The organism is Paenibacillus sp. MY03 (genome assembly GCF_002165585.1).
Taxonomy (GTDB): Bacteria; Bacillota; Bacilli; order Paenibacillales; family Paenibacillaceae; genus Pristimantibacillus; species Pristimantibacillus agaridevorans.
Genome location: NZ_MXQD01000007.1, coordinates 302,508 through 319,208, shown reverse-complemented (window position 1 = coordinate 319,208; position 16,701 = coordinate 302,508). Strand labels below are relative to the sequence as shown.

Sequence of the window (16,701 nt, the reverse complement as noted above, 5' to 3'; positions counted from 1 at the left end):
TGACCAAGATGATTTCGAACAAAAAATGGGTATCGATCCTGATGGCAGCAGCTTTGCTTGTAACCCCGATTTCTGCATGGCAGGCGACATCGCCTGTTGCGGCCGCGGCCGCAAAGCAGTCGGCAGCGCCATCGGCAGCAGAGACGAATTTCCGCAATCTCGCGGCAGGCCTTCCGTATGAATGGTCCGAAGCGCCGGAAGCTTCACATCCCGATGACGGATACAAGCTTACGGATGGAATATACGGCACATTGGATATGAATGACCCGGCATGGGTGGGGCATCTCCGCGGAAAAACGCGCGAAGTCGTATTCGATCTGGGAGATGAAAAGTCGATTGGGAGAATAACTGCTCATTTTTTTCAAGATTATCCTACGAACTCCATCCTCGTACCGCTGTCGGTATCGATGTATGTCTCCGACGATAAGGAAAATTGGGGGCTGCTATCCCATAACGCCACGCAGCTGCTTTGGGGAGATGGTCCGCCCAGAGAGGAAACCTTTGAATGGGATGGCAGCCGGGACGGAATCAAAAGCGGGAATACGGATGGCGAGCTGGCTTATGCCCGCTACGTGAAAGTAGCATTTTCAATGCATCATGCGCTATCGGAATTCATTGACGAAATCGAAATTTTGGGTTTGGACGGCAAGGTTGACGGGGCAGTAAAGGTTCCTGCCGAGCAGCAGCTTTTTTTGGAGCCTGGGGAAGCTACAGCCGGTATCCGAAATCTGAATCTGCTGTATAACGGGCAATACGCCAATGGGTTGGGCGATTGGACCGAGGAACGGATTATCCCTAACATTAGCTATGTAAATAAAGACGGAGAGCCGGTCGATTGGCTTTTTGACGGCATACTCTATCTCGGGATTGCATCGCCTGCCGGCCGAGATTTCGGCACTGGGCAAACGAATCTGGAAGATTGGAATTGGTATTTGAATAAAACCTTCGCGGCATCGGGGGATATGCAGCAGTTGAACGAGGCTGCCAAGGAAGTCGGAGACAAGCTGAAACAGCCCGATCACCGGGTCAAGGTTGTGTTGATGATTCCGAATCCTGGGGAATCCTTAACCGATTTTGGCGATATTGACGGCAGCGGTTCCTTAAACTTTAACGAGACCTCCGCAGGCAAAGAAAAAGCGTTTGAAAACAGGGAAAAAGCGGTGCAGTGGTATCTGGATCAAGTTCAGCAAAAATGGCAGGTTGCCAACTACTCGAATCTTGATCTTGTCGGCATGTACTGGATGCCGGAACAAGTCGAAATATCCGAATCCGGGCCAGATATGATGCGCGCTGTGACGGGAAAAGTGCATGCCATGAATATGAAGGTTTTCTGGATTCCGCACTCTATGGCTTACAAGATGTATATGTGGAAAGACCTCGGAGTGGATGCCGCGGCTTACCAGCCGAATTACTTCTTTGGCGGAATGGATTCCGACCGTCTAGATGATGCTACGAATAATGCAAAGCGATTCGGGATGGGGAACGAGATCGAATTTGATGACGGGATGCTGACAGACCCCGTACTCCTCCAGCGTTTTATCGAATACCTGGACATCGGCGTCAGATCCGGCTTGATGCAAAATGGTTTCAGAGCTTACTATCAAGGCAATAATGCAGTTTACAACTTAGGGGTAAGCAAGGATCCGGGTTTGCGTTTAATGTATGACTGGCTGTATCAGTATTTGAACGGAACTTACGCCATTGACAGCGACCCGGCGCCGGAGACGATGATGGAGCTTGTACAAAGTTATGTCGCGTCAAACGAAATCAATTCGGTTTTTGGCAATGATTTGTCGTACCGTTTGCAGATTATCAAGCTTCTTCTGGACCAAAACAAGCCGAATGACGCAGTAACGTATATGCAGGACTTTCTCGCGCACATTCACGACCCGGCCGTGCAAGCGCAAGAGCTGATTTTGCCTTCGGCAGCAACGCTGCTTGATACTTACGCCCAAGTTCTCATTCAAGCATGGTCTGACGGCTGGGGCCTCAGCAACCTGGCTCTCGGTCAAAGCTATACCATTTCGCGGCAGCCTAACAGCAACTATACCGATTCCGGGAGTGAACTTACGAACGGTCTGTTCGGCGGGACGGATTACCGCAACGGGCAATGGCAGGGCCATGCGGGAAGCGACTACCCGGAGGATCGAAATCGTACAATCACATTTGATTTGGGCCGCAATAAATCGATCGGGTTAATAAGAGCCCATTTTCTTCAGGATAAAGGGCCCGGCATCTATTTCCCTCAGAATGTCTCTTTTTCCGTATCAACTAACGGCCAAACCTGGAGCAAGCTGGCAACCATTTCCCCGTCATCGGCACAAGATGCTATATCGGCTGATTTCGTGAGATGGAGCGGGGTAACAGAAGGTGTGCCAGGGAAAGCGGGAGCCGATAAGGTGTACGCCAGGTACGTCAGAGTTGAATTTCCGGTCAATGTATGGGTCTTCCTTGATGAAATTGAAGTTCTAGGCATTGACGGTAAAGCGGCCTGCGCCGTCGTTCTGCCGCCCACGCCGCCAAACGGAAAACCGTAATGCGGGCTTTACTAGGAAGATTGCAACAGTAATACATCAAAGCCAGCCGAAAGATGCTGGCTTTTTTGCGTGATAATGAGAGGAGTCGGAAGGAGGACAATGGGGCAAACACAAACCCATAACTAAATGAGGTTGTACGTCATGCTGAGGAGGGCTTAAGGCCCTTCAGTCTATGATGGGAAACGCGTGATTAATGCGGAATTGTCTCTCGCGGTATGGGATGACCCATGTCCATTATCACCTCGTGAGCGAGATGTCATGAAGCTGGCTTCCCAAGGCTTAACTCTTCAAGAAATTGAACTTGATCTTCGGACAGGGGTTCAACTCTCCTCGCCTCCGCCATGTAAATCCACAACCGTGTGAGGTTATGGATTTTTTCATTTAAAAAACATAAGCGTTTACACGACATAAAACATAGGATATAATCACATGTATCATATATATCTATATAACAAACATGTTTATATGATAAGTTTTATGGAAGAGTTAAAGGAGGTGGGTGAATTAACGATCTGCAATCCAGCAATTGTTGATGTTAGGGGTTAAACAGCGTTAATAAGGAGATGTTGCTATTGCGAAAAATTATTTCTATGCTGACGTGCATGACGGTATTGGCTACAACACTAGTATTGCCTCCAAAGACTATTGAAAGCGCTTCACAAGTGAGCGCCTCAAATGAAGATGTGTTGAAACTGACGATAGTTAATGATGGAACAAGCACCGGTTATGACGAAAAGTTCGTCGATCTCAAGCTGTCGGAAGCGGGAGCGGGAACGTTTGTCATCCAACCTGGCCAGTATTTGGAGTATGAGATAAAGACGCAAGGGACGATATGGGGTGCTGGCGTTGTAGATATTGAGTTTACCGATGGCAGCCGCTTAAACGGCATGAATGGTTTCTTTGATCAGGAAGGGTTAAATGCGGGGCGTTACTCTACTATGGAGGAGGCAGCGAATCAATGGTATCATCGAAAAATTAAGCTGCCTGAAGCATCGTATGGTAAAACGATAGCAAGATGGATCCTTACAAGTAAAAACCCAATTCCCGATCTCGTCTATACGTCCTATTATGCGGATATTCATCTAACGGACGGTAACGGACAGGTGTTGCTATCCGGCTATAGCAACGGGCCAGCGCCGTTTCAAGAAGCGATCGCCGCCAATGGATTAAAGCCGGGACCTTATCCAGGACTTGAATTTGGCTATAAGAAGGGTACTCCTTCTGGAGACGTATTAAATTATACCGTTACGAATGATCCAGGCTCAGCCGGCAAATATATTGGTTTCATCATGGCGGGAGCTCCGTCGGACAACTATAGATTTCAAGCAGGCGATATCATCGAATACGACATTTATTTGCCCGATCCTAACTCTATTCGGGCTGGAGCTATTGAAGTCATTGCAGATGATGAGACCCGATTTAGAAACTTGAGCGACTGGGTCGATACAAAAGGTACAATTGGCGCAGGATGGGGAGACATAACCGCTTATGCCTCTAAAGGTTGGTATAAGCGACAATTGGCAGTACCCGCCTCCATGATCGGCCGCATGCCGGTCGCATGGCAAGTCGTAGGCAACAATATGGAACCCGGATATGTCTATACCGCTTTATATGATAACATCGTGGTCAAAGATTCCGAGGGCAATGTCAAAGTCGTCGTATATGAAGACGGTCCTCCTCAGTTGAATTATATTGGAGAGTGGGAAGGCGGCATGAGCGCCGAGCTGAAAGAAGCGACCTATGTTCCTCTTCCGGTTGACGATGATGAAGTGGATATGGATGCTTCCGTGGCTCCCATTAAATTCGAGGCTTTGAATAACGGCTTCGAACGCGGCAATCCTGAAGGAAATGTTTTGAAGCTTTCGGTCGCTAACAATGGGACAGCAGGCGATAAAAAGGCGGCAACCGAAATCTCCGCAATCGGCTCGGATTATACGTTTGCAGCTGGCGACGTCATTCAATATGACGTATTTATTCCGGATTCGTTAGCCGGGCAAGCTGGCGGGCTTGGAGTCGTTTCGGATGATTTGTCCTCTTTTAAGGATGAACCGGATTGGACCGACGTGCAGGGCCTATCCGGAAACCCGAATACAGATATAACCAGGTATGCATCGGGAGAATGGTACCGTCGTGAATTGACCGTTCCGGCTAATAGCGTTGGTACTTCGCCAGTTTCCTGGCAGTTGGTGGCTGAGAATGATCAGGTTAACTACAGCTATGACGTATTTTACGACAATATCTTGGTCAAGGACGCTTCCGGAACGACGAAGCTCGTTGTATTCGAGGATAACAATGAGTTAAACAATGCGGTTGCTAACAACGGCGCGAGCCAGCAGCTCTCGCTTGTGAATTATGAGGATACGACAAGCGGTCCTTCCGGAGATGTGTTGAAGTTTGTTTTTCATACGCAAGCCGAAGTGGATTATACGCCTATGACGGAGTATTCCAACAAGTATACGTATCGCGTATTCTCGGAAGAGGAGTATGTATTGCAGGGGGGAGAATACCTGGAATACGATATCAAACATACGGCTGCTGGCTTGCGCCCTGCGGTGGGGATCGACCTTACATTCACGGACAACACCAACGCAAGAGATTATGGATTGGTTGATCAGAACGGAATGAGCATGCATCCTTCAACGGATTTATTGCGATTCACCGCCAATGGCTGGTATCATCGGAAAATTAAGATCCCGGATTCCCTGGCGGGCAAAACGATATCAAATTGGCTGATCGCGGGTGAATATGATGATGGTAATGCCTGGGTCACGGCGTTTGTGGACAATGTCAAAATGACGGACGGCAACCATGCCGACAAGGCCGTAGCTTACGAGGATGGTTATCCTACTGCCAATGCCGACGCTTACCATAATAATGTGGTATTCTCCAATTTATCGTCGGAGCCGCTGGATGGTTACGCGGAGCCGACTCCGTCACTCGTTAACAGCAGCTATTCAAGCGAAGACATTCCCATTCAAACGGTTAATGTATTGGACTTTGCCGCAGAGGGAGATGGGATAACGGATGATACGTATGCCTTCCAAAGCGCGATCAATGCAGCGCACGGCGCGGGCGGAGGCGTAGTCTTCATTCCGGAAAACAAGTATGCCATCAAGGGGAGTTTATACATTCCGAGCAACGTGACTCTTCGCGGCGAATGGCAAAGTCCGGAAGAGGGCGGACTTGGCAAAGGAACGATTCTGCAAGTCTATGAAAACAAAGGTAACGCAAACGGGTTTCCGTTTATATCGATTAACGAAAGCGGAGCAGTGACCAATCTATCCATCTGGTATCCGGAGCAAGATGTTCATGATATCCAACCTTATCCCTGGACCATCCAGACCCAATTCGGCGATAACGCCGCGATTCGCAACGTCACGCTAATTAACTCCTATCAAGGCATAAAAAACGGACCTAACTGGAATGAGCTTCAAAACATCTCTAACGTTTACGGTACAGTACTGCGTAAAGGGATTGAAACGAGCTTTAATACGGATGTGCTACGTATAGAAAACGTTCAATTGGAATCCGATTATTGGATTCATTCCGGGCTGCCTAACGCGCCGATCGCGGCCGAGGACCAGGAGGCCCTGCTGAATCATTTGCATGCGCATGCCGAAGGGCTGCTATGGGGGCGTGTCGATTGGCCGTTCGTCTATAACGTCAAGATACGCGATATGCATACAGCCATTAAATTTATGGCAAATTTCACGGCTCATGGCGGAGGCATTTATAATGCCGGGGGCAATGCCCAGTTCGCCAAGCTGGATATTGACGATGTTCAAGTGGGAGTTTACGCAAACCGGGTAGGGCCGATGGGATATGGCATTACGGATTCCATAATCCGCGCTTCTATAGGGTCTAATCCTGTTGCCATTCAAACAACTGCCAGCTTTGATGCGTATCTAGGCATTAATCAATCGATTATTGGCGGATCTCCTCAGACAGCCGTTCTGTTGGAGGGCAGCGGTTTGGTTTCCATTCAGGATTCAACGTTCGAGAACTGGAATGGCCAAGACGGACATTACGCGGTGGATCAGCGTAGCGGCGAACTGATTCTGACTCGCAACGAGTTCCAACGGAATGAACCATCGATACGACTACGCTCAGGCGCGGCATCTGCGAGCATCATCGGAAACGTGTTTGCGGCAGCGCCGCAAATTGTGAACGACAGCAATCTCGGCGGCGATCGCTTGGCTATAGACCATACGGACGTCGGCGCTTCGAAGCGTACTGCTACAGAGCATACGAAACGTCCGACGATTCCAGGCCCGGCGAAGGATACGTTTATTAACGTGAAAGCATCGCCTTATTACGCTGTTGGTGACGGAGTGGCGGATGACACGGTTGCTATTCAGTCTGCTATTGCTGCCGCTGAGGCTGCTGAAGGCGGAATTGTGTACTTCCCAGCCGGAGAGTATCGGGTTACTGGAACATTTAACGTACCAAGCGGCGTGGAATTAAGAGGTATATTTGATACGCCTCACCATACATCTGCATGGGGAAGCGTCCTGCTCGTGTACTCGGGCAAAGGGGATGCCGAAGGAACGCCATTTATTACTCTCTCCGCCAATAGTGGCATGCGAGGCATGACGATTCATTACCCAGAGCAGAATCATGTCCAGATACAGCCTTATCCGTGGACGATTCGCGGAAATGGCGAAAATGTTTATGTCATTAATACCTCTTTTACCAATGCTTATAGAGGTATAGACTTTGGATACACTCATCGTGTGGACAATCATTATATTAATGGCGTGTTGGGCGATTTTCTGGATAGGGGCGTATACATCGGTCAATCTGAAGAGGGTTGGGTTGAAAATGTGCACATTAATCCACATCTGTGGCTGAATGCGCCTGTCGAAAACTCGCCAATGGGGAAACCGGGAGAGTGGGTAGAGACTCTGTACGCGCAAATGGTAAACAATCAAAAAGCCTTTACGTTCGGTGCATGCGAGAAGCAGCACGCATTCGGGTTATTTGCCTATGCGACGAAAGTAGCCTTTACTCTGGAAGCTCAGAATGGCGTGGGCTGCAGCGGAACCTTTTATTTGAATGGTCTGGATTCCACTCCGCTTGGTATTGAAGCATTTGAAATCGGAGCTTCCGGCGCCACTTTTGTCGCCAATCAATTTTATAGCGCCGGTCCGCAAAGCGAACGCGGATTGGTTCGCGTAGTCAAGGACCCGGGCGGTAAATTGGCGATTATCAACACATTGGCCGGCGATTTCAACAGCAAGCCAACGTACATTGCCAACATCAATGGCGGAGATAATCTGATCCAGCAAATCAATATTCCCGGGGTAGGCTCCAACACCAACTTTATTGTGAATCAAGGAAAAACTTCGTTTGAAAGCGTTGCGGTGCGTCAAGCCGCCAACGATGCTTACGTGGGCCCGGATGTCTCGAGCGTGAGCTGGAAAGCCGGCATGTATGCGGGCGGTTTCAATATTGATAATCAAGCTGGCTGCAAAGCTACATGGGCAGGGAATGTCGGCGGAGCTAACGTTACGAATAGGGAAGAGTGTCATGTAACACCGACGCCTACGCCAACTCCAACACCGATAGCAACACCGACAGCGCCATCAGCAACACCGACAGCGCCATCAGCAACGCCAACGGCAACACCATCAGCAACACCGGCACCAAAGCATCAAATGGATGTTTCGGCTAGCGAAGGCGCTGAGCTCATTGTAGATCATTTAATCAAGGTAAATATTCCAGCCGGTGCTTTAGTTAAGGATGGCAAGGTTACGGTATCCGTCACGGATACAACTACTGTGGATGCTATGCAAATGGTAAGCCCGGTATTGGAACTATCGTATTCATCAGGTCACAAGTCTGACGGGATGATCGATTTAACCTTCAATTACAATCCAGATCAGTTGTCTGGACACCAAAAGGCAGCGGTATATTATTACAACGATAAGCAAGAAAAGTGGATATTCGTCGGAGGTACGGTTAATGGGGATGGAACGGTTACTGCCCGCGTCAACCACTTCCACAAATTCGCTGTATTTGCCTACGAGCCCACGGTCTTAGCTGATTTGGCCAATCATTGGGCAGCAGCATATACGGATCGTTTAATTGGCATGAAGGTTATACAAGGTTTCCCGGATGGAACCTTTAAACCGCAGCAATCCGTTACCCGGGCGCAATTTGTCGTCATGCTTACAGAAGCGCTGGGACTGAAAACTTCCGAGAAAACAACGAGTTTCTCAGATGATGGGGGGATTTCGGCATGGGCGAAACCGTCTATAGCTGCAGCCGCGAAGTCGGGCTTGATTAAAGGTAGCCCCGATCAAGGTCGGACGTTGTTTAAGGCGAATCAATCGATAACTCGCGCGGAAATGGTCGTCATACTTGCCAATGCTTTGCGTGAGAATGGATATGCGACCGGAAGCGCAAAGAGCGACTTTAAAGATGCTGCTCAAATTCCCGACTGGGCCCAAGCCTCTGCAGAAGCCGCTGTATCGGCAAAGCTGATTAATGGATATCAGGATGGGACGTTCCGTCCGGATCATACCGCGACGAGAGCCGAAGGCGCGGCAATGATCTATAGGCTGCTTGAAGCATTGCATATGTAATGGAGCGAAGAGAGGTTTCCCAATTCGGGAGATCTCTCTTCGCGTATGCCGGCAGGGGCGTCATAGATAACATAGCCTATTGTTTACAAGTTATCTTTTCCTTTTACAAACCTGTATATTTGTATATAATAAATATTATTAAAATATACCGGTTTGGAGCTGAATAGGAAATGAAGGATGTTCAAAGAGTTCCTTTATATATGCAAATTCGAGATTATGTTTATGACCAGATTAATAGAGGAAATTGGAAGCCAAATGACCAACTGCCTTCGGAGAAAGAGTTGTCGGAACAATTTAATGTAAGCAGAATTACAGTAAAAAAAGCCTTGTCGGAGTTAACCGATATGGGGATTGTATACAGGATCCAGGGCAAAGGTTCCTTTGTATCCTCCAATCAGGAGGGAGAACCGACGCTGTATAAGTCTCTTGCCAATCTAAAAACAGGCCATTGCGTCGCTTTCCTTATTCCAAGGCTCGAAAATACCTATACGGCCAACCTTGTAAAAGGAATCGAACAAGAATGCAGGGCGGCAGGCATGAACATGATATTGGGAATAACGAATGATTCGCAAGAAGAAGAAAAACGGCTGATTAATGAAATGATCCAGTTGGGGGTTAATGGAATCATTATTTTTCCGGTTGATGGAGAAGGTTACAATGAGGAAATCGTGAAGCTGACGATGAGCAACTATCCATTAGTTTTGATCGATCGATATTTTCGTGGAATCGAGACCAACAACGTCTGTACGGATAATGTGGCGGGAGCCTATGATGCAACGAAACATTTGCTGCAGCTTGGCCACCGAAATGTTGGAGTCGTGTCGACCTATCCAAAGTGGACAACGAGTATCGAGGATCGCATCGAAGGTTATGAAAGAGCGCTGTCGGAAGCGCAAATTCCGATTAACAGGCAGTACAGGATGGATCACTTCAACCCTGACAAAATGAACGTGATCCTTAGGGAAGGGATTGTCGTTCCCGAAATAAAGCGGGAATTACAGCAATATTTACGAACGAATCCGGAAATGACTGCCGTATTTGCTACAAACATTGCAGTAGGCATTTCGATTATTGCAGCGGCAGAGGAAATTAACGTACGAGTACCGGAAGATTTGTCGATTGTTTATTATGATTTTGAACCATTGTCATCGCTTGTATTCAAACAGACCTATATGACCCAGGATGTGCCGGGAATGGTCAGTAAAGCGGTCGAATTGCTGCTTGCCATTATATCGGATCCACAGCGGAAAAGAGAAAGAGTTTTGATCCCTTCCAGGTTGGTACAAGGTCATTCGACTTCTACTATGATTAGTAAAGATCAAAGTTCCATTGTTTAAGAATAGAAGCCCTTCACCATAAGTTGATGTAAGGGCTTCTTTTTTTTCTGCTTTAAAGTTAATTTTGCGAAAAAGCGTTTACAAAACACGTATCCGACATTATAATATGAATACAACATATATTAATGTAATGTGACAACATACCATATAAATATGTTGAGTTTCGCTAGCAACATGGATAAAGAAGCGAAGCGTAAAAACGACAATAATAAACAATGGGGAGAGTTGGATGAAGTGAAGAAAAAAAAATCAGTTCGTTTCATTGCATTAACGGTAAGTATCGTATTCCTTTTCATACTTGCAGCTTGCAGCGGCGGGTCTGGCAATGGAAATACGCCTAAGGAGAAGGCTTCCGGCAACGGTGGGAACGGAACAGCGTCGGAGGCGCCGAAGAGCGATGTTAAGCTTACAATGTGGGGGTTCAAGGTTGCCTTTGATCCTGGCTTTAAAGCAGTGGCGGAGGAATTTAAGAAAAAAACAGGTATTACAGTAGAAACCCAAGTGACCTCGCCGGATGATGCCTATAGTCAGAAGATTATGGCCGCTTCAGCAGTGTCCGATTTACCTGATTTATACTTATATTGGAATGGCCCGGCTTCAGGGGCTTTTGATGGAACCGCTTTCGAATGGAGTCAAGAGCTGAATGCTGATCCAGATTGGAAAAACGGGTTTTTCCCTGCAGCGTTGAACGGGCAAATGGTTGCCCAAGGCCATATTGATAATTGGGCGAAAGACGAAAAAGCCAGCGATTGGATGAAGAAACGCCAGGTTGGCGAAATCTACGGACTGCCGGTTGACGTTGGCACTTTCTATACCGTTTATGGAAACGCCAAGCTGCTGAAAGAAGCAGGGGTCTCAACGGATGCTCCAGCCACAGTGGAAGAGTGGATCGAACGCATGAAAACCGTAAAGGACAAAACCGGAAAGTCCGGACTTGTTTTCTCTGGCAACACGGATTCGGTTTACGAAAACTGGATGGCGCTCTTGCAAAACTACATGCTTAATGGCGAAGAAAGCTTTACGAAATTGATGAATCGCGAAGAGACTTTATCCGACTCGAAAAACATTCATATGTTCAAGTTTATTGAGGATTTGACAAAGGAAAAGCTGTTTCCCGACGGTATGGTAAGCTTGGATATTGATAATGCGGACCAGCTCTTTGCACGCGGCGATGCGGCGTACGCGCTGGGCGGAACGTTTACGTATGCCAACTTCAGCGCGATGGGGATGAAGGGCGAGGATATTATTAGCTTCCGAGTCCCTGCTTTTGAAGGGTCCGTAAATCCGAATGCAACAACCGTGCCATTTGGGCTTGTGCAGATGGTTGTCAACGGCAAAGGGCCTCATGTAGAGGAAGCCGTCGAGTTTGTTAAGTATTTGACATCGGAAGAAGGAATGGTTATCTACGCAAACGCTGCATTCGATATTCCAGCTGTCAATATTAAAGACAAATCCAAGCTGCAGCCAGCTATTGAAGCTATGCTTTCGTCCTTATCCATGGAAGAGAATTGGTGGTCGCAAAACGGTGCGATCCTGGATAAATATTGGTCTAACTCGGAGTGGAGACTTTTTCATGAGCTTAAGCAAAAGGTCCTTCTCGGTGTGATAACGGCCGAAGAGGCCGCCAAACAATTTGATGAAACGGCCGCAAAGGAAAAAGCATCAGCCAAATAGATTGAGAACCGCAGGTGGGGGGTTCCTCCCACCTGATTTTTTTAAAGAAGGTGCTGCATGATGAATAAGAAAAGAGATTGGATTGCCGGTTATGTAATGGTAGCACCGGCTATTATTTTATTTTTGGTGGTAGGGTTGTTTACGCTTTTGTTTTCGCTATGGATGTCTTTTCATCATGTGAAGGCAGGGTCTCTAATCTCCTCTGCCAAATTCGCGGGATTCGACAACTTTAAGGAATTCCTCTTGGGCGGCGATACCGTCATGACAAGGATGTTCTGGAATTCGGTAACGAACAACATTACGATTGCCGTGTCTATGGTTGTTATTGTGGTTCCCGTTTCCCTCGTGCTAGCGGTGCTGCTTCAAAATGTGAAGTGGTTTTCAAAGGGGTTTCGGACCATCTATTTGATTCCGATGGTGACGTCGTCCGTTGCGGTCTATTATGTGTGGCAGGGCATCTATGATCCTGCGGGATCGTTAAACAGCTTGCTTTCAACCATTGGATTAGAATCGTTAGCGGCAAAAAACGGATGGCTGGGCGAAATCAATCGCTCTCTGCCTTCGATAATCGTCCAGACTTGTTGGGGGGCTATACCGGCCACGCTGATCTTGTACGTCGCCGGACTACAGTCAGTCGATATGCAGCTTTACGAATCGGCCGAGATTGATGGAGCGACGGCCATTCATAAATTACTGCATATTACATGGCCCGTCCTTCGCCCTATAACAGCAATTGCGGTGATCCTGACAATCAACGGAGCGATGCAGATTTTCGACAACATTTGGGTCATGACCAAGGGAGGACCTGCCGGTTCGACTCAGGTGGTAAACGTACTCGTCTATCAGGAGGCCTTTGTGCGGGGCAGTTTAAGCGTAGCCAATGCCATGGGATGGACGGTATTTCTAATTACTTTTACATTATCGCTAATCAGCCTCAGAGCTTTAAGAAGCAAAACGTAAAGGAGGAACGGCCATGTCAATCCGATCATTTAGCCAATTTGCAATTATAGCCGTTCTCACCCTGTGGGCATTATTCTGTCTGTATCCGCTAGTTTGGATGATCGGCGCATCGCTGAAAACGAGTCAAGAAGTCATGCAATCGTTTTCCCTATTTCCGGCAGGAAAATGGCATTGGGAGACGTTTATCGATGTCTGGAATCGCCTCAACTTTTTCAAGTATTTTATGAATAGCCTTAACGTGACTTTGATGACGATCGTTGGCGTCAATTTGATCTATTCGCTTACGGCCTTTGCGGTTGCGAAGCTCCATTTTCCGGGGAAAAACTTTATCTTTTATGGTTTTCTCGCCATGATGTTTGTTCCGGGCATTACCATTTTAATTCCATTGTATTTGACGGAATATTATTTGGGTATTCTCAATACCCATCTGGGCTTGATTCTTCCCATCATCAACGGAGCGGGTCCATTTGCGTTGTTCCTGTTTCGAAATTATTTTCAATCCATTCCCCATGAAATATACGAGTCGGCGAAGCTGGAAGGATGCGGTCCTATACGCACATGGTGGCGTATCTATTTCCCGCTGTCGCTTCCCGCTGTCGCGACCATCACCATTATGAATTTCCTGGGCTCGTGGAACTCATTGGTGCTGCCAATGGTTATGCTAACGAACCAGGACCTGTTTACGCTGCCTCTAGCGGTCATGCTGCTAGACACGGGGGTGTTCCGTCAATGGAACGTATTAATGGCAGGCTCCCTGATTTCCGTTATTCCAGTCATTCTCGTTTTTTTCTTTATGCAAAAATATTACATTCAAGGATTGGCTTCGGGAGCAATCAAATCATAGCTTTGGAGAACTCACAGTAGAGAGAGGCTTAAATGGATGCGGAGGGATACAGGCATGCAGAAGAAGACGTTGCACATTATTTCGCACTCCCACTGGGATCGCGAGTGGTATATGCCATTCGAAAACTTTCGGATAAGACTTGTTGAACTGTTTAATCAGGTACTGGATTTGCTAGAAGAGGACGGAAACGGATTTGAAGCTTTTCACGCGGATGGGCATGTTTTGCTTATCGAAGATTATTTGGAGGTTCATCCGGAGCAGCGATCGCGTTTGGAAAATCTTGTACGCGAGGGCAAACTTTTTGTTGGTCCATGGTACGTCTTGCAAGATGCTTTTCTGACAAGCGGCGAAGCGCAGGTGAGAAACCTGCTCTACGGCATAGAGAAGGCAAGGGAACTGGGCGGCGTCACGATGGTTGGATACTACCCGGATACGTTCGGCAATATCTCGCAGTCCGCTCAAATGCTCCAGGGCTTTGGCATCAAACACGCCGTTTTCGGGAGAGGGATTAATCCCGTTGCGGAAAACAATCAGGTCAAAAACGAGGAGAACAATGGTTTTACCTCGGAGGTATGGTGGGCATCGCCAGACGGCTCTCGCGTGCTCTCCGTTTTTTTGGCGAATTGGTACCATAACGGAATGGAACTGCCCGTTGGCAGGGATGAGGCGCAGAAGCGCATCGATATTGTTGTTCCCAACGTGGAACGTTTTGCGACGACCTCCCATTTGCTGCTTATGAACGGCTGCGATCATCAGCCCGTCCAGAGGGATGTAGGCGCCGCCATCCGCGCAATGAATGAATTGTTGCCGGAGAATTATGAGGCCGTGCATAGCAATTTTCCAAAATACTTTGATGAGCTGGAAGGTTCGATCGGGCAATTGCATACGGCGGTGGGCGAATTAACGGGACAAATAACAGAAGGTTACGGCCTTCTGATTAATACAGCTTCGTCCAGGCTTTACTTGAAGCAATGGAATGCCAGGCTTCAGCGAGAGCTTGAGCGCTGGACGGAGCCATTCTCCGTCATAGCGGACCAATTCGGCATGGCCTATCCGCGGCATCTCATTCGCCATGCCTGGAAATTATTAATGAAAAATCATCCGCACGACAGTATATGCGGCTGCAGTCTGGACGAGGTTCATCGGGAGATGGAAACTAGGTTTATGAAAACGTCTCAAGTGGCAGAAGCCTTAACGACGAAGGCACTTACGTTTATCGCTTCCCGTGTACCGCAGCCCGATGTGATTTCCCCTTCCTTGAGCGGTTATGCGATCACGGTATTTAATCCATTAGAGCGATCAAGCGGCTCGTGGGTTGAGGTTGAGGTGTATGCCGAAGAAGCCATTGCTGCCGAAGAATGGCAGCTGCTAGATTCCGGTTTGGGGCAAAGCTTTGTTGTTCAAGTAGTAGATGAGGGAATTGTATCCGGATTTACATTGCCGGATGATCAATTCCGTATCCGATGGAAGAAGAGAAGGTATCGTTTAAGATTTTATGCTTCGAAGGTACCTGCACTAGGCTTCTCTACTTATTACTGGATGCCTGCCCAGAACAAGAACGCGGTAGCAACTAATCAAGCTCTTTGTGCTCAATCTGGCAATGATGAAAAAGTGCTTGAAAATGAGCGGCTTAAATTGACCGTCCATATAAATGGTCAGATTTCCCTGACGGATAAAAGAAATAATAAGCGGTATGAAAACATTCTTATCCTTGAGGATAGGGGGGATATTGGCGACGAATACAACTATATACAAAGCGAGGATGAGAATGATCTCCGCTTGGGCACGGGAGGTTTTACCAGCCTAGAGGACTGCTCCGTGCCTGGGGAGCCTCGTCTGCGTATTGGACAGAGCTGGAGCTTGCCGCAGAAGCGCGAAGGGAAAAAGCGTTCCGAAGAGGAGCTGGCACATAAATTTGAGTGGCTCATTTCTCTAGAAGAGCATTCTGCAAGAATAGATGTCGAGCTGACGTGGACCAACCTTTCCGAGGATCACCGTCTGCGCGTACTCGTTCCAACGGACTTGGAGACCGGTGATGTCTATGCGGATTCGCCATTTGATTGGACCAAACGCGAAATCGTACCGTGGGAGGGCTGGAAAAACCCTTGCCGCACGGAGCGCATGCAATCCAGAGTAGCGCTAAAAGAGGACATGGAAGGTTTTATGATTGCAACAGACGGTTTGCCGGAATACGAGGTGCTAAGGGATGGACGAAATACGCTGGCCATTACGTTATTGCGTTGTATAGGCGAACTGGGCGACTGGAATTACTTCCCGACGCCAGAGGCGCAAAATGTTGGCAAAGCGCAGAAGGTTCGCTTCTCGTTAATCCCTTTGGGACAGGATATGTTCGAGGGCTTTAATGAAGCGGATGCGTTCTTGTATCCCGCAAAGGCTGTGGCCGTGCCTATTCGGGAGCTTGGAGCTAATGAGGACGATGGGGTGCCAATCCGTTATTCCTTGGCTGATTTGGAGCAAACCCATCCGGCGGTCAGGTTGACAACGCTAAAAAAATCCGAGAGCGAAGAAGCTATCGTACTCCGCCTGGTTAATCTGATGGAGGAACCATGCGAGGTTGACCTGAAGCTGAACAGTCAAAGCAATCCCATCGTATCGAAGGGTCTGTTAGATGAAAGTACGCTTGCCGAGCCGCTAAAGCTTGAGGAACGAGATACTTTGCGCAGCCTTCGCGATCAAGCAGGCGCCAAGCGGATTGAAACCTATCTGTTGAAGCAACAGCCGAAAAGCAGGGAGGGCTAAAG

General features: G+C 48.0%; 7 protein-coding genes. All 7 read left to right on the top strand.

Annotation, left to right across the window (positions count from 1 at the left end; all coding sequences use genetic code 11):
- Positions 1-8: 8 nt before the first annotated feature.
- The 7 genes from B1748_RS08845 (at position 9) to B1748_RS08810 (ending at position 16,699) form a co-directional block, all read left to right on the top strand.
- Positions 9-2,537, top strand: coding sequence for a DUF4855 domain-containing protein (locus B1748_RS08845; RefSeq protein ID WP_256975581.1), 2,529 nt, complete (start codon positions 9-11; stop codon positions 2,535-2,537).
- Positions 2,538-3,109: 572 nt separating this feature from the next.
- Positions 3,110-9,124, top strand: coding sequence for an S-layer homology domain-containing protein (locus tag B1748_RS08835; protein WP_179215486.1), 6,015 nt, complete (start codon positions 3,110-3,112; stop codon positions 9,122-9,124).
- A 170-nt stretch (positions 9,125-9,294) separates the two neighbouring features.
- Entirely contained in the window at positions 9,295-10,461 is a 1,167-nt protein-coding gene (locus B1748_RS08830) for a GntR family transcriptional regulator (RefSeq protein WP_087567527.1), read from the top strand.
- Positions 10,462-10,635: 174 nt separating this feature from the next.
- Positions 10,636-12,135: an ABC transporter substrate-binding protein gene (locus B1748_RS08825; protein WP_179215485.1), complete on the top strand. Its 1,500-nt coding sequence runs from the start codon at positions 10,636-10,638 to the stop codon at positions 12,133-12,135.
- 57 nt (positions 12,136-12,192) lie between these two features.
- A complete protein-coding gene (locus tag B1748_RS08820; RefSeq protein WP_087567525.1) occupies positions 12,193-13,095 on the top strand; it encodes a carbohydrate ABC transporter permease in 903 nt (300 codons plus the stop codon).
- A 13-nt stretch (positions 13,096-13,108) separates the two neighbouring features.
- The gene (locus tag B1748_RS08815) at positions 13,109-13,939 is read left to right on the top strand and encodes a carbohydrate ABC transporter permease (protein ID WP_087567524.1); all 831 of its coding nucleotides are present in this window, start codon (positions 13,109-13,111) and stop codon (positions 13,937-13,939) included.
- Positions 13,940-13,993: 54 nt separating this feature from the next.
- Positions 13,994-16,699 (top strand): alpha-mannosidase, encoded by a 2,706-nt coding sequence (locus B1748_RS08810; protein ID WP_179215484.1) that lies wholly within the window; start codon positions 13,994-13,996, stop codon positions 16,697-16,699.
- The last annotated feature ends 2 nt before the right edge of the window (positions 16,700-16,701 follow it).

Coding starts and splice junctions, on each gene's coding strand:
- B1748_RS08845 (WP_256975581.1), top strand. CDS start 9: ATGATTTCGAACAAAAAATGGGTATCGATCCTGATGGCAGCAGCTTTG.
- B1748_RS08830 (WP_087567527.1), top strand. CDS start 9,295: ATGAAGGATGTTCAAAGAGTTCCTTTATATATGCAAATTCGAGATTAT.
- B1748_RS08825 (WP_179215485.1), top strand. CDS start 10,636: ATGGATAAAGAAGCGAAGCGTAAAAACGACAATAATAAACAATGGGGA.
- B1748_RS08820 (WP_087567525.1), top strand. CDS start 12,193: ATGATGAATAAGAAAAGAGATTGGATTGCCGGTTATGTAATGGTAGCA.
- B1748_RS08815 (WP_087567524.1), top strand. CDS start 13,109: ATGTCAATCCGATCATTTAGCCAATTTGCAATTATAGCCGTTCTCACC.
- B1748_RS08810 (WP_179215484.1), top strand. CDS start 13,994: ATGCAGAAGAAGACGTTGCACATTATTTCGCACTCCCACTGGGATCGC.